Raw genomic sequence first — 19,604 nt, forward strand, 5'->3', positions numbered from 1 at the left:
ATACGCCGCTTAGAATCCGCCGCATGATCCAGCGCGCCCTGCTTGTCCTCCTGATCGTGATCAATCTCGGCGTCGCCGCGTGGTGGGCGACGCGCGCGCCGCCGGCGCCAACGCCTGCGGGCGAACAACCCGCGGGCGTGCCACGCCTGCAGCTGCTCAGCGAAGCACCGCGGCGGCCGGCACCGCGTCCTGCCGCGACCGCCATCGCGACGGCCGGGCCCCTGGTCGCGGCACCCGCAACCGTCGCGCCCCCGGCCGCGGCATCCGCCGCGACGCAATGCTTCAGTTTTGGTCCGTATCCGAACCCGGCGGCATTGCGCCGCGCCCACGCGCGCGTGCAGGCGCAGGCGGTGCGTACGCAGGTGCGCGAAGTCGCGGGGACGGCGACGGGCTGGCGCGTGTTCCTGCCGCCGTTGTCCACGCGCGCGGAAGCGCAGGCGACGGTCGAGCGCATGCGTGCGGCGGGACTCGATGACCTCATGGTCATCGCCGACGGCAGCGAAGCCAACGCCATCGCACTCGGCCGTTACCGCGGCGAGGACGCGGCCAAGCGCCGCCAGGCCGCGTTGCAGAAAGCGGGCTTCACCGTGCAGATCGCGCCGTTGGGTGCGGTCGCCACGCAGGGCTGGATCGATGTCGCCGCCGGCACGGATTTCGACAGCGCGCGGGTCGCACAGGACATCGCCGCGGCGCAGGCCCGAAAAATCGACTGCGCGACAGTGAAATAGCCGCGCAGGCTAGAATGTAGCCCTTCGCCGGCATAGCTCAGTTGGTAGAGCAACCGCCTTGTAAGCGGTAGGTCCCCAGTTCGAATCCGGGTGCCGGCACCAAAAGACGGTTTCAGGCCATCCCGTCAAAACCCTAAGTTCTCAAAAGACCCGCCTAAACAGCGGGTTTTTTGTTGCGTGGCGCGCCAAGGCGTCCCATTGCATCCGGCCCAAGCTGGGGCCATCATCGGGGGCATAAAGGGGAAATGGCCCCGCCGCAAAGCGAGATGGCCCCATGGCGTTGACCGATACCGCAATCCGCAAGGCGAAGGCGCGCGCAAAGTCTTACAAGCTGACCGACGGCGCCGGGTTGTATCTGGAGGTCATGCCGAACGGCGCGCGTTATTGGCGGATGCGCTATCGCTACGCGGGCAAAGACACGCGCCTGGCGTTTGGCGTTTACCCCGAGGTGACGCTGGCGGAGGCTCGCCACCGCCGGGATAAGGCGCGCGCTGCGATCCGTGACGGCCGCGACCCGTCCGCAGACCGCAAGGCCGAACGGCGCAGGGCGAAGCTGTCTGCTGCCATCACGTTTGAGGGCATCGCGCGCGAATGGCTGGCGTCCCAAAGGAAAAAGCTGACCACGGCGACCTATGACAAGGCGACGCGAATGCTAGAGGCCAACGTCTTCCCCTGGTTGGGCACGCGGCCGATTGCCGATATAGACGCACCGGAATTGCTAGCCGTGCTGAAACGCATCGAAGCCCGAGGCGCGCACGAAACCGCGCACCGCGTAAAGGCTCGCATAGGGCAAGTGTTCCGCTATGCCATCGCGCACGGCACCGCGACCCGTGATCCGTCGGCAGACTTGCGCGGCGCGCTGGCGCCCGTCGTGTCGCGGTCACATGCGGCCGTAACCGATCCGGCGCAAGTTGGGGACCTGTTGCGCGCGCTGGATTCCTATAGCGGGCAGTTTGCGACCCGTTGCGCGCTGCGGCTTGCGCCGCTGGTGTTCGCGCGTCCGGGTGAATTGCGCCATGCGGAATGGAGCGAATTTGACCTGGACGCCGCCGAGTGGCGCATCCCGGCCCACAAAATGAAAATGCGCGAGGCGCACGTTGTCCCATTGTCACAGCAGGCCGTGACGATCCTGCGCGAGCTTGAACCCCTGACCGGACGCGGGCGCTACCTGTTCCCGAGCCTCCGCAGCCCGCAAGAACCGATGAGCGAGAACACGGTAAACGCCGCGCTGCGCCGTTTGGGTTTCGACAAAGACACCATGACCGGCCACGGCTTCCGCGCAATGGCGTCCACGCGCCTGAATGAAATGGGATGGGCGCCGGACGTGATCGAACGCCAACTGGCACACGCCGAACGCAACAAGGTGCGGGCCGCATACAACCGCGCGCAGTACATGGCCGAACGCGTCAAGATGATGGCCGCGTGGGCGGACTATCTGGACAACTTGCGAGTGGGGGCAAAAGTCATCCCGATCAAGCGCAAATCGACCTAACGGAATCGGTATAAGAATCAAACGGTTAGCTTTTGAGTTGACTAGCCGTGCCTAGCCCGACGGGGCGAAAACGCCGTAACCCTGCGGCGCTGGCGCGGCCCCTTTCAGGGGCGCGAGGGTGCGCGCATGGCAATCAAAATTCATCGTCCGGAAGATGACCCTATCGGATACCTTTGCATCCGCAAGTATCCATACGCTTTCAAGGAAGACTCTCTTTCCATAAGCCCAGAGATAGGCAAACTTTGTCGCGAACATGATGAGAAAGCGGAAGCATATCGGAAGGAGCTTGAAGCACTTTCGAAAGACGAACTGAGTGTGCTTTTCGAGGATGCTCGCCAGCAGGATCGACAAGCTGTAGCTCTCAGAGCGCAACGTGAGGAAGATGCTCGATCGTTCAATCGACGCGCAAACAATTTGGACTTCGATCATTACGCGAAGTTGCGCTATTGGTCGATAGATGAAGGCGTCGCACTTTGCTATGGCAGGTCGCCTGAACATGCGAAATGGGAGCGGATCAAGCCGCACATAGAAATTTCGCCATTCGCAAAACAGTTTGCACAAGCGCAAGACATTGCCAAGCGTGCAGTAACGTTCAAGGAAATTGGCGAGTTGAACCTGCCCGGGTTCTTTCTGGCATGGGCAAAACGATTGGATTTCCCCGTGCCGCCGGCACTTGAGGAAAGGGTCGAAAAGTACGGAGTTATTGCAGACTGGAAGGCTTTGTACGACAAGTCTGCCGCCCAAGTCGAAACTCTAATGCAGCACGTCGAGGAGCTTACGGCGGCTGCGGCTAATCCCCCTGCAAATAAGTGGCCATGGGGTAGTTATGAAACTGCATTGTTACGTCAATTAGCAGACGCAGCCGAACGATTTTGGAATCTGTACGACGCGACCGACCCAACGACCGCCCCCACTAACGTGCAGGTTGTCGAATGGTTGGAGGCGCGTGGTGTTTCCAAGCGCAATGCGGAAGTCATGGCGTCAATCATGCGAGCAGATGGTTTGCCAACGGGCCCGCGTCGGTAGTTCTCCGCGCCCACTGGGGGCCGCTCTGCGCTTATCTCTCCGACTATTTTCCGAGTTGTCCGCACCCAACAGGTGCGACCGTTCGCGCCTATTCAAGGGGAGAGCTATTCCCAAAATCGAGCATCGCTGCAACCCGCAGTGCCCTGTGCCAGCCGGCACGGGCCCGCAACGTAGGGAACGCAACGATGACTTGCGACGCAATGATGCCACCCGCAATTGGTGGCTTGATCCTTGAACGCCTACCGAAGGTGAAGGCCCGCACGGGGCTATCTCGATCCGAGATATACAGACGTATCTCCGCCAAGCCTCCGACGTTCCCCGCCCCAGTCAAGCTGGGCGAGCGTGCATCAGCATGGAACGCCGCCGAGGTTGACCGCTGGATTGCCGACCGCATCGCCGCGCGCGACGGAAAGGCGGCGTCATGAACCCAATAAAAGAAAAACCCCACGCTGGCGGGCGTGGGGCTTCAGGTATTACGGGATTGTCGGCTCACCGTGATTTTTCCTCTCTGCGCGCGCTATATGGCAAGGATCGCATTCCAGCGAACTGGCGTGATCGCCTGCCTGATCCGGCGAGCTACTACTCACAGCATGCCGCCAAGCTCACACGCCCGAATGGCATGGGCTGGGCGCAAGGCGTGTGCCCTTTCCACGACGACCACAACGCAAGCTTGAGCGCGCAATTGATCGACCCGCGCGGTGGCTGGCGCTGCTTCGCCGGCTGCGGTAGCGGCGACCTAGTGGGCTTCCACATGCGGCTAACAGGCAAGACGTTCAAGGATGCCGTTGTCGATCTGATGGAATCGCGAGCATGAGCGCTGTGGAGGTCGAGACACCGCAGGGAGCCGCACGCCGACTGGCCGCATCTGCCATCCGTGACGGGTTCCAGCCCGCCGCGCTGCACTGCTACTGCGACGTCCAGGGCCGGCCGCTTTTTTGGCGCATCCGAGCCAAGCATCCCGACGGCCGGAAATGGATGCGGCCCATGCGGTTCGATGGTGCTGGCTATTCCATCGGTGAACCTGCGGCCCCAGCCGAGGGAAAGCCGCTTTATCGATTGCCGGAGTTGCTGGCGGACCCTACGGCGCTGGTCTGGATTGTCGAGGGTGAAGCATGCGTCGACGCGCTGGCAAAGCTAGGGCTAGTCGCCACGACAAGCGGAGGCGAGAGCAGTACAAACGTGGCGGATTGGTCGCCATTGCGTGGCCGCAGCGCGCGGCTATGGCCGGACAATGATGCAGCAGGGGCGAGGTATGCCGACGCTGTGGCCGCTGTCCTGAAGCCGCTAGGTTGCGACCTGCGCCGCTTGAACGTGACCGCGTTAAACCTGCACGAAAAAGGCGACGCCGTGGACTGGATTGCAACGCATCCGGACGCGACCGCCGCCGAGGTCGAGGCTCTGCCGCTTGAAAAGCAATCAAAGATTCAAACGCCAGAAAACGGCCCCCGCGTGATCCTGCGGCGTGGCAGCGACGTGCAACCCGTTGCAGTGGATTGGTTGTGGCCGGGCTGGTTGGCAGCCGGAAAGCTGCACCTGATCGGCGGCGCCCCGGGCACCGGCAAAACGACCATCGCATCCGCGCTAGCGGCTACTGTCACGATGGGCGGACGCTGGCCGGACGGTTCACGCGCGGAAGCCGGAAGCGTGGTGATCTGGTCTGGCGAGGATGATCATGCCGACACGTTGAACCCGAGGTTGCGCGCTGCGGGCGCGAACATGCAGCGGGTCCATGTTGTCGAGGGCATTGACGAAGCCGGGCGACGCTATCCGTTCGATCCGGCACAGGATATGGACGCGCTGAGGGAGGCGCTGCACGCGCTGCCGGACGTGCGGCTAATCGTGGTTGATCCCGTTGTGTCTGCCGTGGCGGGCGACTCTCACAAAAACGCCGAGGTCCGGCGCGGGTTGCAACCGCTGGTAGACCTGGCCGGGGAGCTTCGCTGCGCCCTATTGGGCGTGACGCATTTCAGCAAGGGCACGGCGGGCCGGGACCCGGTGGAGCGCATCACGGGATCGCTCGCGTTCGCTGCACTGGCGCGGCTGGTGATGGTGACGGCCAAGCAAGAGGCGGAAGGCGACCGACCAGAGCGGCGGGTGATGCTGCGGGCGAAGTCGAACATCGGCCCCGATGGCGGCGGCTTCGTCTATGACCTGCAACAAAGCGAGCTCGACGACTTCCCTGGAGTGACCGCATCGCGGGTGCTGTGGGGTGAATCCGTCACCGGCAGCGCGCGCGAGTTGTTGGCCGAAGCCGAGGCCGTAGACGGTGAGCGAAGCGCGACGGACGAGGCCGCTGATTGGCTGCGCTACACGTTGGAAGCCGAGCCGATGGCTGCGGGTGAAGTGCTGAAGCTCGCCAAACTGTCGGGCATTTCCGACAAGGCACTCCGCACTGCCCGCGAGCGAATCGGGATCAAGCCCAAGCGTTCCGGTTTCGGTCGCGGTAGCAGCGTGATATGGGCGTTGCCACCCATAGATGCCCAACCCGCCCATACATGCCCACTAAAAGAGAGGGCATCTATGGAGGAAAAGGGCATCTATGGGAACGATGAAGGCGTGGAGGTCATCGAGCTATGACCACTGCTGCTTTGCTAGCCGAGCTTCACGACACAGGAATCCGCCTGTCCGTTCATGGCGTCGGACTGCGAATCGAAGCCAAGCCCGGCACCTTGTCCGCCGACCTGCGCGAGAGACTGGCCGCCGCGAAGCCGGAGCTAGTCGCGCTGCTGCAATCTAATCTGCGGACACGCTTGCTGCTCCTGGCCGACGCAGAAGGGCTCCCGGCCGTCATTGCGGCCGATCTGCACGCTGACGACGTGAGCGCCTGCCGCGGGCTGCAGGATGCCACGCTACGGACTTACCTACGCGCCTTGCAACGGTCCGCGCACATGGACAAGGGGAACGTCCCCGAAGGCTATACGCAAGCCGCGCACTGCGACGGCTGCGGTCCGGTCTGGTTGTGGCCCGAGTCGCCGCCACGGATTACAGCTTGCCCGTGGTGTTTTCGCCGCAAGGCCGGACGGTCAATTCCGCGGCCTGGAGAACGGCCATGCGCTATCTAAGCAAGGACCGAGAGCACCTGGCCCACCTGCAACGGCAACGGCGCGCACGGATGACCCGCATCGACTACATGCCGAGCGCGACAGCGTTGGCGGTCATCGCGGCCAAGCGGGCGCAGCAGCGGCCGGGATCGGTGGCGGCGACTAAGAGCGCAGTGATCGATGCCATCGTCACCGAATGGGTGGAGCTAGCTGGAATTAAAAAACTGAGGAAAAAAGGGTCCAGCCCACCGGAATTAATGCAGCCATCGCGCCCGCGCGCGCGGGCGAATGAGTCCGGGGTGGCGGTGCCGGAATTATCTGACCCAATACGCGCGCCCGCGTATGACTTCGGTGCCGACCTGCCGACTTGGACCGAAACATGGCTCGCTGCTAACAGGGCGAAACAGACGAGTCGGCGCGTGATCTGCGGCGCGCGTCGTCACCGTGACGGGCAACCCTGCCGGGCAAAGAGCGAGCCGGGCAAGCGCCGTTGTAAGTGGCACGGAGGATGCAGTACTGGGCCGCGCACGGTGGATGGTAAGACTAGGGCATTGGCGAACTTGAAACAGAATCGACAGTCTGCCGACTAAGGAGTTTTGCAGGGCCATGCGCCGGCAGTGACCGCCATCAGGAATGGCATCCGGTCCATGTGCTCAAACTCGGGCATCTTCTTCATGCGGTCCTCGATGAGGCGGGCGATCTGCGGCGTCGATACCCCAGTCGGAATACATGCGTTTAGCGACTTGGGCGCCTGCCTGCCTGCTGAAATCCCTTGGATGAACCCTTCGATATAGCCGTAGCAAATTCCCGCGGTGATCAATCGCTCGCTTTGCCTATTGCTTCCGAACTTGGTATCCGCAGTACCGTCGAGGATTGCGTTAGCAACAGCGCAACCATCGGCGAGACTCTTTGCGGTGCGTGCGTCATCGGGCGCACTTACAACACCCACATATCGTTCTGGTTGTGCCGTAGGCGGAACGATTGCTTCAGAAGTTTGCGAACGGGCCGCTTGGGCCTGAGCTTCAAGCAAAGCCATCCTGGCTTGGTGCTCTTCTCGCTCGATCCGCTGTCGCTGTCCCTCGGCCATGCCTCGTTGGAAGCTGCCTGCAATGTCCGGGTGTTGTATCTGTGGGGTGACAGGTTGCGCCCTGATTTGCGCCGGTGCCGGTGCTTGGTTATTCGGTCCGCACATGCCGCCCAACGATCGGGCCGCGGTCTGGCAGCTTTGCACGTCGAAATAGAAGCATTGCGGCGGCCCACTGCTGTAGACGCAAAATGGCGCCGCCATCTGCGCTACTGCGGGCCCACTCAGTAGCGCAAGAATCAATCCTCCCAGCGTCCTGTTCATGACGGCCCCCTATGAGTTACAAACTCAGAGCAGCTTAGGCGCAAATCTGCCCCCGCCGTGTCTCATCTGTAAGCGAGACTGGGGCTCGGCCCGCCCATGGCCGCAACTAAAGCCGCAGAGCGAAAAACCCGGTGGCCATTTTGGGGCTATGGCTTTGGTGACTGGAATTGGCCTTTCGCCCTTCCGGGATGCGTTATACATAGCGCCAGGGGAAGGAGTCCGCCGGGGGACGATTGAAGCGCCAGCAGATCGCGTGGGCCTACGCGTGGCTTGGATACCTAAGGGCGGCGACACTGACCCTGAGCGGCGTCGTCGCCGCGATGACAAAGGCGCAGCCCAAAGAGATTGAGACCCACGTCGGCCCACTCGTGGCCGAGATCGTCGTGTCCGTTCAATCATGGGCGTGGTTCTACGTTCCCTTGCTTCTGGTTCTAGCATGGCTCCTTGGCCAACTGCGACAACGCATTGGCGATCCGGTTGTGTGGAAAGAACTTCACGAGCTAATCACGTTCTATAGGAACAAGGTTTTCTCCGACGTTGGATCAGGCGTGCAATTTCATCGACGAGTCACACTCTTTAAACACGTCGGCTTCGCTTTCGTTAGGTGGTCTTGGCCCTGGAACAACTGGCTAATTCCGATCGTGCGCTCCGGACACACCACGCAGGACTGCACGACGAGATTTCGGATCGGAAAGAAGGGCAGCACACCCGAAGGGGTCGCCGGCCTGGCTTGGGTAAGTGACGACACAGTTCATATTGAACAACTGCCAGACATGCTGTCCTCGACTTGTTCCGACGCTGACCGTGAGGCCTATGCGGAAGCTACAGGTATGACCGTCCAGCAGATCCAGGCAAAGCCTCCGCAAGGCCGATCGTTCTTCGCGATCCGGGTGGAGATCAAAGGGCAGCCATGGGGCGTGCTCGTGGTCGACAGCCGGCAACCCACCATCCACGCTAATCGTGCTAGAAACCAATACAAGCCGCCGTTCATGACGTTGCTTAACAATCTCCTTCAGAGGATATGACGATGACTTCCCTGGTCCCCGAGTGGATCGAAGTAGACGAGAGCCGCTACGACAAGGAAGTTGAGCAGAAGAAACCGCGCGGCATTGTTGTTAGCCTCAGCGTTTCCCCTCATGAGGTCCCGCAGCTTGTGCGCGGGCAGTACGACTCCGAACGAAAGCGATTCATAATCGAGTTTCGTTACCTCGACGACGAGTCAACGCACTCTGTTCGGATCGATGAACACACTCACGCTCACGTCGGGAAGCGGAGTAATCGGATCTATTCAATTGAGATCGATGTCGAATCCCTAAACGTCGGTGCTGTTGCATGGAGAGTCGAGGTCGACAAGGCCATTAGAGACTTGGCCGCTCCGTACCGTACAAGACACGCGAAGCCTAGCCATTACGAGATGGCCAAGAAGGTAGTCAGCGATTACTGGGGCAGGCTGTCGAGCCTCACAGACAATGTCGGCGCGCAGTTAGCAGCCCCTCGCTGAACATCGAAAGGGCCCGCCTAGCGGGCTTTTTGTTTGGGACAATTCGGTCAATAAGAGCGCACCCATCCTTCGGAGTGAGCCGACACCGTGACGGACAACCGTGCCAGGCAAAGGGCGAGTCGGAAGCGGCGTCGCTCACGGATGAGCTGGGCAGTCCGTTCGAGGAGCTCTTGGAGCCCTGAACTTTGCAGCAGTGTCAAGACTTAGGCCGGCGAACATGCTGTTCGGCTGACGAAACAAGCGAAAATCTGAAATTCCCCTTTGCCTAGCCAATACAATGCCACTTGGTATTGGGGGCCCAACCGTGGCCCCTACCGGCACGGGGAGTTGGGAATGTCGTTTTGGAAATCAGGGCCACTGCTGGCCCTGTCTTTGGTCGCGGCCGCGTCGATCGACGTACAAGCTGCTGAGGTTTCACCTGACACTGAGTATGCGCGACGGATCAAGGTCTACGAGACCGTGCAACCGCATGGTGAAACGCCCTTCGGCGAACAGGTCAACCTCTATACGGGTGATTTGACCTTCAAGCAGACGGACATCGTTCTCGAAGGCACCGGCCCCACGATTTCCCTCGTTCGAGAGGTCGCATCGTCTCAAACCCGTGAAGCCATCCAACGTCCCATGGTCATGGGCAATTGGATGCTGTCGATCCCGCGTATTGAAACGATGACTAGCGCGCCGCTGGAGGCCTATAGCATTGGCCAACCCGGCGAGAATTGGGTAGTTAGCTCCTCAGGTGACCCAAATCGATATGCGCGATGCAGTCATTTCGATGTGCCCTACAGCGATCGAGGGGTCGAAGCCGTGTGGTGGAACGGCATCGAGTTGGTGACCGAAAGCGGCGGGCGCCAGCCGATTTTGCAGCGTTCAGTGCAGAACACGCTGATGCCGACGATGACCAACGCAGGCGGCAATCCGATTGCCTTCCCGGCGGTCACTCAGCAGAACTGGCAGATCGGCTGCTTGAGCAGCACCAGCAACGGCAACAACATCAACAATACCAGCGAGGTGGGCGAAGCCTTTTTCGTCGTCTCACCGGACGGCACGAAGTATTGGTTCGACTACCTTGTTGGCGAGCGTGCTGACACGATTTATGAGATCGATCACTATTCCGGTACGCGCCTAAAGCAACCGCGCATGCTCGCAACGATGTACGTCTCGCGCATCGAAGACCGCTTTGGCAATTCGCTGATCTATCAGTATTCCGGCGACAAGCTCACTGCGATCACAGCGAGCGATGGCCGAAGTGTTGAGATTGCTTGGCGGACCGATGCCCGCTTGATCGATCGGATCACGGTGCAACCTGCGCTCAGCAATCCGCGCGTCTGGCGCTATGAGTACAGCACCATTGCACCGACCTACGCGGTGCTGTCTGCCGTGGTGCTTCCGGACGACTCCCGTTGGAGCTTCCTGTCGGGGCTGACGGGGCAGGGGCAAGCCCTCACTGATAAAGATCTCAATAAGTGCGAGACCCGCACGCGACCGAATACGGCTGGGGGGACGGTCATGACCATCACCCATCCCAGCGGCTTGATAGGCAAATTTACCGTCGGCACAACTTGGCATGCCCGCAGTTATGTCGACAGCTATTGCCATACGTCCCAGGTTGGGCAAGACATTTTCGATCCCTACGAAGACATTCCACCGCTGTTCGGCACCGTCTCGCTGACCCGAAAGGAGTTCTCCGGTCCAGGTTTGCCCGTTCAAGCGTGGACCTACACCTATCCCACCGCAGAAGGCAGCACATCACTTGATCCCTGCGCCTCAGCAGGAACCTGTCCTGACACCAAATGGGTCGATGTCGTCGATCCCGACGGTAACCTCACGCGCTACGCCCACAGTAATCGTTGGGGCGTGACGGAAGGCAAGCTGCTCAAGACCGAGTTCTATCAGGGCACCTCGACGCTGCTGCGCAGTGAGAGCCTTGAGTACGCGCTATTCAACCAGGGCCCGTATCCGAGTTCACTCGGCAACGCCATGACGGACTACCACTCCAATAGCGGTAAGGATTCGGTTTGGACGCCGACCAAGAAGCGCCTCATCACACAGCAAGGCACGACTTTCACCTGGCAAGCCAATAGTTTCGACGAGTTCGCTGCCCCGCTCAGCGTGACGCGGTCGAGTTCATTGGGTTACAGCAACACCGACGTCACCGACTATGAAAACAACGTCGGCAAATGGGTGATCGGACAGGTCAAGAAGCTCACCACGAATGGTATCGAGGTGTCGCGTACCGATTACCACGCCGTCACTGCATTGCCGACGGCCAACTACGGCTTTAACAAACTGCAGAACACCCTGGCCTATTACACCAATGGCACACTGCGACAGGTAACGGACGGTCGAAACAACACGATCACACTGTCGGGCTGGAAGCGCGGCATTCCGCAGCTCATCCAGTATCCCGCTACGCCGGATCAGCCCACCGCCGTCAGCAAATCGGCGCAAGTCAACGACAACGGCTGGATCGACTGGGTCCAGGACGAGAACAAGTACAGAACCTGCTATGGCTTTGATGACATGGGCGGGCTGACCAGCATCACCCATCCGTCCGAAACCCAGCTCGAGGTGTGCGACACCAGTAAATGGGTCGCGACTACCCGCACCTTTGAGCCAGTCGGAGCAACCGAGTACGGCATCCCCACGGGTCACTGGAAGCAAACAGTCAGTACAGGCAATGGCCAGCAGGTTACTTACTACGACGCGATGTGGCGTCCATTGGTCAGTGAGCGTTATGACGCAGGCAATGTCGCGGCGACCCGAAGTGTGAGCGTCACTCGCTATGACGCCAACGGCCGCTCAGCTTTCCAGTCCTATCCGCTCGCATCACTGAGCGACTACGCCACGGTCACCCAAGGCAACCGTACCTTCTACGACGCCCTCGACCGCGTCATGCGGGTCGAACAGGATTCCGAACTTGGCGTCCTGGCTTCCACGACCGAGTACCTGACCGGCTTCCAGACCAAGACGACTAACCCGCGCAATCAGGCTGTCACCACGTCGTACTACGCCTACGACCAGCCGACACAGGACTTGCCTAAGGTCATGCTCTTGCCGGAAGGCGCGCGCACGCAGGTTTACCGTGATGCGTTCGGTAAACCGACCACGCTGGTGCGGAGCAATGCCGACAGCTCTGTATGGAACGGCCGCTACTACGTCTATGACGCCAACCAGCAACTTTGCAAGCGCGTCGAGCTGGAGACGGGCACGACGGCCATGGGCTATGACGCGGCCGGCAACCTCGCCTGGTCTGCCGCCGGGCTGCCATGGTCCAGCACCACCGATTGCACCATTGATACCACTGGGCGCCGTGTCGACCGGACCTACGACGCCCGCAATCGGATCAAGACTCTCACTTTCCCCGACGGCGTAGGTAACCAGGTCTGGACCTATACCTCGGACAGCAAGCCCGAGCAGATCACGACGTACAACGCCGCCAACAATGGCGTTCCGGTGATCAACGCCTATCACTACAACCGACGCCGGCTGCTGGATGGGCAAGGCGAATCGATCAGCCAGCCCGAGTGGTACACCTGGGGCCTCGGCTACGGTTATGACGGCAACGGCAACCTGTCGACGCACGTCTACCCCAACAACGTCACGGTGGACTATGCCCCCAATGCCTTGGGCCAACCGACCAAGGCAGGGACCTACGCCACCGGTGTCAGCTACCACCCGAACGGCGCCATTGCCCAGTTCACCTATGGCAACGGCATCATCCATACGCTGGATCAAAACACGCGTCAGTTGCCCGACCGCAGCAAGGACGCCTACGGCGGCGTTTCCGCGCTGGATAACGGTTATGACTTCGACCAGAACGGCAATGTCGCAGCGATCAGCGATGCGGTGTCGGTCAACGGCAATCGCACAATGACCTACGACGGCTTGGACCGCCTCAAGACTGTGGTCTCGCCGATGTACGGCAGCGCGGGCGCCAACTACGAATACGATGTGCTCGACAACCTGACGCGCGTCAATGTTGGTGGGGCAGCCGCACGCGATCATTACTACTGCTACGGCACCAATCACCGGCTGGAATTCGTCCGCGCCAATGCGGATTGCAATTCAGGCGCGGCCATAACGGCGCTTACCTACGACGTGCAAGGCAATCTGGACTACAAGAACAGTCAGAACTACGACTTCGACTTCGGCAATCGCCTGCGGGTCGTCACCGGCAAGGAACACTATCGCTACGACGGTCATGGGCGCCGGGCGCTGGCCTGGGCCCCGGGGTATGCCAATGGCAACATCCTGTCGCAATACGACCTGAGTGGTGTGCTGCGCTATCAGCAGGACACGCGTCAGAACAAGTACTTTGCCTACTTCTATCTGGGTGGCAGTTTGGTAGCCGCGCGCGAGACGCCGATCGGGACGAGCAACCACGTGGTGAAATACCAGCACACCGATGCGTTGGGCAGTCCGGTGGCGGTGACCGATGCCAGTCGCAACCTGATCGAGCGCAGTGAGTACGAGCCTTTCGGCAAGGTGCTGAACCGGGCGGTCCATGACGGTCCGGGATACACCGGGCATGTGGAGGATACGGCGACGGGACTGACGTATATGCAGCAGCGCTATTACGACCCCGGGATCGGCAGGTTCCTGTCGGTCGATCCCGTCACTGCAAACAGCAACACCGGTGCTAACTTCAACCGGTATTGGTACGCGAACAACAATCCGTATCGATTTACAGATCCGGACGGGCGGGTGCCGGATGGGTGGCGTCCGTCTGAATCCTTTCAGACATGGGACCAATACATGGAGTGGGCACAAGCGGCCCGAAAGGAGGCTGGTCCGACGCCAAAGATCACCGTTATTTCATGGACTGTGGTTGGGACGGTTTCAGGAAAAACAGAAATAGAGGCCGCAAAAAATGCGGCTGGATTCATTGTGACCCAGGCGGGAGTCATGCAGATGGAGTTGTGCGGCAGGATATGCCCAACAAAAGAAGGACCCTTTAGCGTAGTTATCACTACGAATAATGGTCGCCTGTCATGCCTTCCGACAGGGTGTGAGTACGGTATTGGGAAGTCAATTCACAATCATCTAAGTGGCGGAGTTGAAGCGACGGCCGTTGATGAAGTCCTGTCAGGATATAGATATCCAGAGGGCGCAACAATCGACATAGAAAGTGGATTCTCGGACCACGACTACGCAGACGGCCCAGGCTTTGTGATCATTGACGGAGCCCTCTACTATCAAGAAGGCAAGGGAACCAAGGAGCTAGTGCAGTGAAACTAAGAGCTATTCTCTTTTTCTTGAACCTTACCCTTCTAAGTGCGTGCGCATTCGCTTCTTCAAATGGTTCACTGGAGTGGAAGCGACTGTCCTTTTGTGATGCTGGGAACGTTTGTGTGGACATATCCGTCGGCGATCAGGGCGACTCAGTCGCCAAGATCAATGCGAAGTTGAAGCAGGGTGATCACAGCGTAGATTTATCCGACAGCCTGAATCGCGTACAGGGAAAGCCATGGATCAACGGAACTCAGCTAATTACGGTCTACGCTAGTGGCACAGAATTGATAAACAAGATTTCTATTCCGTTCTTGTCGATCGAGAACGGAAAAGTAGTAGCTAAGAAGACAGTTGTCATTACGGTCAGCGACGGGAAAATTGTGAATATCGAGGAAATCGATACCCATTCGCGATCAAGGGGGGCGGGGGCAACTAAGCCGATACCGTAAAGCACAAAGGGGAAAACGGTGTCAGAGAGACACTTTTTGACGCGAGGAAAAACAGGGGTCAGAGAACAGTTTCCTGACCGATAAAGCACAAGGCCCGCATCGCTGCGGGCCTTGTGCTTTTGAAGCGTTGACGAACCTATCGGCCGGCTTGCGCGAGCAAAGAATCCAACACCGCGCTGACCATGCGTTGCTGTGGATGGAGAAATGCCGGGCCGCGCTTGCCGGTGGCGCGTGTGTGATAATTCTCTGATTCGGGCGACGGTACACTTGGCCGCAAGGAGACCCGCGGGCTGCAGCGGCCGCAACGTGGGGGCATATTTGGGGGCATATTCCCAAATATCTTTGAATAACTTTCAATTAAATCAAACGCATACCCCGACTTTTAGGAGCCGGGTGCCGCACCACGAAGGACACGCGATGAGTCGCCCGCTGTGAGCAGGACCCGCTGTGACTAGAACGTATCCCCCGGTCTCGATCATCGGCGCACCGACCGATGTTGGCGCTGGCCATCGCGGCGCGCGCCTCGGGCCGGAGGCGTTGCGTATCGCCGGCCTTGGCGAAGCACTGCTCGCGCGTGGCATCGACGTCATCGATCGCGGCAACCTCGATGGTCCGCGCAATCCCTGGCAGAAACCGGTCGACGGCTATCGCCATCTGGCGGAAGTGGTTGCCTGGAACCGGCTGGTGATGGATGCGGTCGCGGTCGAGTTGCGCCTGGAACGCATGCCGATCCTGCTGGGAGGCGACCATTGCCTCGGCATCGGCTCGATCACCGCGGTGGCGCGCCATTGCCGTGCAGTCGGCAAGCAGCTGCGCGTGCTGTGGCTGGACGCGCACGCCGACTTCAACACCAGCCAGGTCACGCCCTCGGGCAACGTGCATGGCATGCCGGTCGCGTGCCTGTGCGGGATCGGACCGAATGCCTTGACCCAGCTCGGCGGCGACGCGCCGGCGGTGCAGGCGGGCGAGATCCGCCAGATCGGCATCCGCTCGGTCGATGAAGGCGAGAAGCGGCTGGTCAAGGAACACGGTCTGGACGTCTACGACATGCGCTACATCGACGAAGTCGGGATGAAGCGCGCGATCGAGGAAGCGCTCGAGGGCGTGGATGAGGACACCCACCTGCACGTCAGCTTCGACGTCGATTTCCTCGATCCGACCATCGCGCCCGGCGTCGGCACCACCGTGCCGGGCGGGCCGAACTACCGTGAAGCGTCGCTGGTGATGGAAATGATCGCCGACAGCGGCCGCATGGGTTCGCTCGACATCATGGAACTCAATCCGGTCCTGGACAAACGCAATCGCACCGCGCGCATGGCGGTGGACCTGGTCGAGAGCCTGTTCGGCAAATCGACATTGATGCGCGATTAGCGCGTCGCCCCGTGATCCGGGGCCCAGAGGAAGAATTCGCGCGATTGATGGCGTGCGCCGCGAACGGCGCGCTGAAACTGAACCGTTGACGACCGGGGCGTGGCCCCTCGCCACATTCGACATCGGCTTCACGCTGGTTTGCGTCTCATGGCGGCGCAAACCAAGGAGACGACGATGAAGCGCGCGATTCTCATCATGATGCTGATCCTGAGCTCTGCAGGCGCGCTCAGCGCCTGCAACACCATGGCCGGCGTCGGCAAGGATGTCGAAAAGGTCGGCGACAAGATCGAAGACAAGGCCGAAGACTGCAAAGACGATTGCTGAAGCCGCGACGAGTGGCGAGGGAAGCGCGACGCATGCTTGCGGCGCGCGCAGGGAAGCAGGAACGGGCCGGCATTGCCGGCCCGTTTTTTGCAGGGGCGTGTGGCGCAGTCTGGTTTGTGACGACGGCTGCATCGCTGCGCGTATTCAGCGGTTCTGAACCGGATGCTGATGTTTTCTTGACCTGATGCGAAGGTCCCGATTGCGATGCTGGCGTGGCGGTAATCCCCCGCCGCGCACACATGAGGTAACGAGATGAACAAGGACATCATCGCTGGCAAGTGGACCCAGTTGAAGGGCAAGGCACAAGCGAAATGGGGCAAGCTCACCGACGACGACTTCGACGTGTCGCAGGGTGACAGCAAGTATCTCGCCGGCAAGCTGCAGGAACGCTATGGCTGGGATCGCGAGCGTGCTGAAACCGAGGTCAAGGACTTCGAGCGTACCCTGCACTAGCGCGTAACTAACCGATGAACACAACGGGCCGGCATTTTGCCGGCCCGTTTCCATTGTGGGTCCCGCATCAGTAGCCAGGGTCCGGCACGAAGCCGTTCGGGAATGCACGCGGCTCTTCGTAGTAGGGCCTGTCGTAGCGATACGGCCGCGGCAACACGCCCATCGCGATCAGGTTGTCGGCATCGTCGTAGCGCAATTCGCTGACCTGCGACGGCCGCGAACTGGCGCGGACGAATTCGGTGCGGCCGACCGGCGCCCATTCGCGCTGGCCGTGGCCCGTGCCGATGCGTTGTGGCTGCTGCATGCCGTATGCCGAATCCGCCGACGATTCGGCAGCCGCGGGTGCTGCGGCCTTCGCCGCGTTGCGTTCGCGGGCGGCACCACGCGCTTCATCGCGGGCAGCACCTTCGCGCGCAATGGGTGGGCCGGGCTCGTAGTACGGCATCACCGGGCGTGCTTCGCGGAACACCGCGATACCGATCACGCCGACATGGTCCGGACGCCCGGTACGCGCGGCGTACGAATCGGGCAGGTCGGTGAACACGAACTGGGCGACATCGTCGAGCGATTTGCGCCAGCCGGCGATCTCGGTGCTCTGCCACGGTGCCAGCACGTAGCCGGCCTGCGACGGATGCGCGGTTTCGCCAGTGACGGCGTTGACGCCATCGACCGACAGCACCACCAGCACGCGCTCGCTGCTGGTGTTGGTCAGGCGCACCGCGTAGCGATGGCCGGGCGTGCCAGCGACCCAGGTGCGACCGCGATGTGGGGTTTCGGGTAGCCATTGCCCAGTGTCGCGATCGATCACGTCGACATCGACCAGCGGCCGGCCCCAGGCCGGGGCGCAGGCGGTGGCCGCGAGCAGGGCGGCGGTGAGCAGCATGAATTTGCGCAACATGGCGGAATCTCCTCGGTGGGCGAGGATGGGAACGCATGGGCACGAAAAACGGGGTTGCGTCTACTCCTCCCCTTGGCCGCGCAGCGGACAGGGGAGGTTGGGAGGGGGTGCGCCTGGGCATGATCGCGGACAGCTCAAAAGCACCCCTCCCCAACCCTCCCCTTCGCCTGCGGCGAAAGGGAGGGAGTAGGCGGCTGCAGGTAAACTGCGAAGCTGTTTTCGGCAGCAGCAAGCGATGACCCCCATCCGCGTCCTCACTGGCATCACCACTTCCGGTACGCCGCACCTCGGCAATTACGTCGGCGCAATCCGTCCTGCGCTTGCCACCAGTCGCCAGCCGGGGATCGAAAGCTTCTACTTCCTCGCCGACTACCACGCCCTGATCAAGGTGCAGGAACCGGCACGGGTGCAGCGCTCGACGCTGGAGATCGCCGCGACCTGGCTCGCCTGCGGGCTCGATCCGTCGAAGGTGTGGTTCTACCGCCAGAGCGACCTGCCCGAGACCAACGAGCTGACCTGGCTGCTCACCTGCGTTGCCGGCAAGGGCATCCTCAACCGCGCGCATGCCTACAAGGCTGCGGTCGACCGCAATCGCGCCGAAGGCCAGGACGACGATTACGCCGTGACCGCGGGTCTTTTCATGTACCCGGTGCTGATGGCCGCCGACATCCTGTTGTTCAACGCGCACAAGGTGCCGGTCGGCCGCGACCAGATCCAGCACATCGAGATGGCGCGCGATTTCGGCCAGCGCTTCAACCATCTCTACGGCGGGCCGGCTGGTACGGAGTATTTCACCCTGCCGGAAGCGGTGATCGAAGAACACGTCGCGACGTTGCCGGGCCTCGATGGTCGCAAGATGTCGAAGAGTTACGACAACACGATTCCGTTGTTCGCGCCGCGGGCGACGCTGAAGAAGCTGATCTTTTCGATCGTCACTGATTCGCGCGCGCCGGGCGAGGCCAAGGACGCGGACAACTCGAATGTGTTCCAGCTCTACCAGGCATTCGCCACGGCTGACGAAACCGCCGCGATGCGCAACGCGTTCGCCGACGGCATCGCCTGGGGCGAAGCGAAGCAGCAACTGTTCGAGCGCATCGATGCCGAAATCGCGCCGCTGCGTGAGCAGTACGAAGCCTTGATCGCAAAACCCGCCTACATCGAGCAACTGTTGCGCGACGGCGCCGCTCGCCTGCGCGCGCAATACGCGACGCCGCTGCTGCTACGCCTGCGCGAAGCGGTGGGGCTGCGCGATCTCGGCAAACAGGTGGCGACCGCCAAGACCGTATCCACGCAAGCGTCGTTACCGGTGTTCAAGCAGTATCGCGAGGCCGACGGCAAGTTCTACTTCAAGCTCGTCGACGGCGACCGCGTGCTGCTGCAAAGCGTCGGCCACGAATCGGCGCGTACCGCCGGACAGTTGATCGGTCGCCTCAAGCAGGAAGGCGGTGCGGCGTTGCAGCAGGCCGAGACCGTGGCGGTGAAGCTCGGCGAAGAGCTGATCGGGCATCTGCATGAAGGCGTCGAACTGGCTGAGATCGTCGAAGCGCTGGCCCAGTTCGCCGTCGAGGACGCCTGAGTCAGGCTGAATGGGGCCTCGGTGCGGCCGGCCAGCTGAACGCCGGGCATCGGGGTGCTTCGGGGCTGTAAACTGCGCGCCGCCGCACGGAAGCGGGCCCCCCGGGGTGCCATCCTGCCGCCCGTTTCCGCGCTGCCGTCCGGCGCCCGAGTAGTACGCAGTTCG

At 61.3% G+C, this 19,604-nt stretch carries 17 protein-coding genes, 1 tRNA gene and 1 pseudogene; 17 read left to right on the forward strand and 2 right to left on the reverse strand.

Annotation, left to right across the window (positions count from 1 at the left end; genetic code table 11):
• Nucleotides 1-23 precede the first annotated feature (23 nt).
• From MO486_RS06400 to MO486_RS06440, 9 genes are all read left to right on the forward strand, one after another.
• Entirely contained in the window at nucleotides 24-728 is a 705-nt protein-coding gene (locus tag MO486_RS06400) for an SPOR domain-containing protein (RefSeq protein WP_242905410.1), read from the forward strand.
• Nucleotides 729-754: 26 nt separating this feature from the next.
• Nucleotides 755-830 (forward strand) — tRNA-Thr (locus MO486_RS06405).
• Nucleotides 831-1,002: 172 nt separating this feature from the next.
• Complete coding sequence (locus MO486_RS06410; protein WP_242905411.1) at nucleotides 1,003-2,220, forward strand: integrase arm-type DNA-binding domain-containing protein; 1,218 nt, start codon at nucleotides 1,003-1,005, stop codon at nucleotides 2,218-2,220.
• A gap of 126 nt (nucleotides 2,221-2,346) precedes the next feature.
• Nucleotides 2,347-3,246 carry a hypothetical protein gene (locus tag MO486_RS06415; RefSeq protein ID WP_242905412.1) on the forward strand — a complete coding sequence of 300 codons (900 nt, stop codon included), beginning with the start codon at nucleotides 2,347-2,349 and terminating at the stop codon, nucleotides 3,244-3,246.
• A 203-nt stretch (nucleotides 3,247-3,449) separates the two neighbouring features.
• Nucleotides 3,450-3,671 carry an AlpA family phage regulatory protein gene (locus MO486_RS06420; protein ID WP_242905961.1) on the forward strand — a complete coding sequence of 74 codons (222 nt, stop codon included), beginning with the start codon at nucleotides 3,450-3,452 and terminating at the stop codon, nucleotides 3,669-3,671.
• A gap of 56 nt (nucleotides 3,672-3,727) precedes the next feature.
• Entirely contained in the window at nucleotides 3,728-4,060 is a 333-nt protein-coding gene (locus MO486_RS06425; protein WP_242905413.1) for a CHC2 zinc finger domain-containing protein, read from the forward strand.
• Nucleotides 4,057-5,823 (forward strand): AAA family ATPase, encoded by a 1,767-nt coding sequence (locus MO486_RS06430; protein WP_242905415.1) that lies wholly within the window; start codon nucleotides 4,057-4,059, stop codon nucleotides 5,821-5,823. The genes MO486_RS06425 and MO486_RS06430 overlap by 4 nt, the downstream gene beginning before the upstream one ends.
• Entirely contained in the window at nucleotides 5,820-6,308 is a 489-nt protein-coding gene (locus tag MO486_RS06435; RefSeq protein ID WP_242905417.1) for a hypothetical protein, read from the forward strand. The genes MO486_RS06430 and MO486_RS06435 overlap by 4 nt, the downstream gene beginning before the upstream one ends.
• A gap of 50 nt (nucleotides 6,309-6,358) precedes the next feature.
• Nucleotides 6,359-6,877 (forward strand): HGGxSTG domain-containing protein, encoded by a 519-nt coding sequence (locus MO486_RS06440; protein WP_242905419.1) that lies wholly within the window; start codon nucleotides 6,359-6,361, stop codon nucleotides 6,875-6,877.
• Here MO486_RS06440 and MO486_RS06445 read toward each other — a convergent pair.
• Nucleotides 6,874-7,635, reverse strand: a complete 762-nt coding sequence (locus MO486_RS06445) for a Rap1a/Tai family immunity protein (RefSeq protein ID WP_242905421.1) — start codon at nucleotides 7,633-7,635, stop codon at nucleotides 6,874-6,876. The two genes, MO486_RS06440 and MO486_RS06445, sit on opposite strands and share 4 nt — an antisense overlap.
• 233 nt (nucleotides 7,636-7,868) lie before the next feature.
• Here MO486_RS06445 and MO486_RS06450 point away from each other — a divergent pair, with 233 nt between their 5' ends.
• The 7 genes from MO486_RS06450 (at nucleotide 7,869) to MO486_RS06480 (ending at nucleotide 16,965) form a co-directional block, all read left to right on the forward strand.
• Nucleotides 7,869-8,660 (forward strand): hypothetical protein, encoded by a 792-nt coding sequence (locus tag MO486_RS06450; RefSeq protein WP_242905422.1) that lies wholly within the window; start codon nucleotides 7,869-7,871, stop codon nucleotides 8,658-8,660.
• A 2-nt stretch (nucleotides 8,661-8,662) separates the two neighbouring features.
• Entirely contained in the window at nucleotides 8,663-9,136 is a 474-nt protein-coding gene (locus MO486_RS06455) for a hypothetical protein (protein ID WP_242905423.1), read from the forward strand.
• A 333-nt stretch (nucleotides 9,137-9,469) separates the two neighbouring features.
• The gene (locus MO486_RS06460; protein WP_242905424.1) at nucleotides 9,470-14,368 is read left to right on the forward strand and encodes an RHS repeat-associated core domain-containing protein; all 4,899 of its coding nucleotides are present in this window, start codon (nucleotides 9,470-9,472) and stop codon (nucleotides 14,366-14,368) included.
• 119 nt (nucleotides 14,369-14,487) lie between these two features.
• On the forward strand, nucleotides 14,488-14,817 hold the full coding sequence (locus tag MO486_RS06465; RefSeq protein WP_242905425.1) for a hypothetical protein: 330 nt from the start codon (nucleotides 14,488-14,490) through the stop codon (nucleotides 14,815-14,817).
• 447 nt (nucleotides 14,818-15,264) lie between these two features.
• Entirely contained in the window at nucleotides 15,265-16,188 is a 924-nt protein-coding gene (gene rocF / locus MO486_RS06470) for an arginase (RefSeq protein WP_242905426.1), read from the forward strand.
• A 174-nt stretch (nucleotides 16,189-16,362) separates the two neighbouring features.
• Nucleotides 16,363-16,512 carry an entericidin A/B family lipoprotein gene (locus MO486_RS06475; protein WP_242905427.1) on the forward strand — a complete coding sequence of 50 codons (150 nt, stop codon included), beginning with the start codon at nucleotides 16,363-16,365 and terminating at the stop codon, nucleotides 16,510-16,512.
• Nucleotides 16,513-16,764: 252 nt separating this feature from the next.
• Nucleotides 16,765-16,965, forward strand: coding sequence for a CsbD family protein (locus MO486_RS06480; RefSeq protein WP_242905428.1), 201 nt, complete (start codon nucleotides 16,765-16,767; stop codon nucleotides 16,963-16,965).
• Nucleotides 16,966-17,032: 67 nt separating this feature from the next.
• Here MO486_RS06480 and MO486_RS06485 read toward each other — a convergent pair whose 3' ends face one another.
• A complete protein-coding gene (locus MO486_RS06485; protein ID WP_242905429.1) occupies nucleotides 17,033-17,863 on the reverse strand; it encodes a hypothetical protein in 831 nt (276 codons plus the stop codon).
• Nucleotides 17,864-18,098: 235 nt separating this feature from the next.
• Between MO486_RS06485 and MO486_RS06490 the strand changes: the two are divergent.
• Nucleotides 18,099-19,331 (forward strand): annotated as a pseudogene (locus MO486_RS06490) (tryptophan--tRNA ligase); the annotation flags it as partial.
• Between the last annotated feature and the right edge of the window lie 273 nt (nucleotides 19,332-19,604).

The sequence above is a fragment of the Lysobacter sp. CFH 32150 genome (genome assembly GCF_022758295.1).
Lineage (GTDB): Bacteria > Pseudomonadota > Gammaproteobacteria > Xanthomonadales > Xanthomonadaceae > CFH-32150.

Excerpts from the sequence above, each read along its gene's own strand:
- MO486_RS06400 (WP_242905410.1), top strand. The coding sequence starts at position 24 with ATGATCCAGCGCGCCCTGCTTGTCCTCCTGATCGTGATCAATCTCGGC.
- MO486_RS06410 (WP_242905411.1), top strand. The coding sequence starts at position 1,003 with ATGGCGTTGACCGATACCGCAATCCGCAAGGCGAAGGCGCGCGCAAAG.
- MO486_RS06415 (WP_242905412.1), top strand. The coding sequence starts at position 2,347 with ATGGCAATCAAAATTCATCGTCCGGAAGATGACCCTATCGGATACCTT.
- MO486_RS06420 (WP_242905961.1), top strand. The coding sequence starts at position 3,450 with ATGCCACCCGCAATTGGTGGCTTGATCCTTGAACGCCTACCGAAGGTG.
- MO486_RS06430 (WP_242905415.1), top strand. The coding sequence starts at position 4,057 with ATGAGCGCTGTGGAGGTCGAGACACCGCAGGGAGCCGCACGCCGACTG.
- MO486_RS06435 (WP_242905417.1), top strand. The coding sequence starts at position 5,820 with ATGACCACTGCTGCTTTGCTAGCCGAGCTTCACGACACAGGAATCCGC.
- MO486_RS06440 (WP_242905419.1), top strand. The coding sequence starts at position 6,359 with ATGACCCGCATCGACTACATGCCGAGCGCGACAGCGTTGGCGGTCATC.
- MO486_RS06445 (WP_242905421.1), bottom strand. The coding sequence starts at position 7,635 with ATGAACAGGACGCTGGGAGGATTGATTCTTGCGCTACTGAGTGGGCCC.
- MO486_RS06455 (WP_242905423.1), top strand. The coding sequence starts at position 8,663 with ATGACTTCCCTGGTCCCCGAGTGGATCGAAGTAGACGAGAGCCGCTAC.
- MO486_RS06460 (WP_242905424.1), top strand. The coding sequence starts at position 9,470 with ATGTCGTTTTGGAAATCAGGGCCACTGCTGGCCCTGTCTTTGGTCGCG.
- MO486_RS06475 (WP_242905427.1), top strand. The coding sequence starts at position 16,363 with ATGAAGCGCGCGATTCTCATCATGATGCTGATCCTGAGCTCTGCAGGC.
- MO486_RS06480 (WP_242905428.1), top strand. The coding sequence starts at position 16,765 with ATGAACAAGGACATCATCGCTGGCAAGTGGACCCAGTTGAAGGGCAAG.
- MO486_RS06485 (WP_242905429.1), bottom strand. The coding sequence starts at position 17,863 with ATGTTGCGCAAATTCATGCTGCTCACCGCCGCCCTGCTCGCGGCCACC.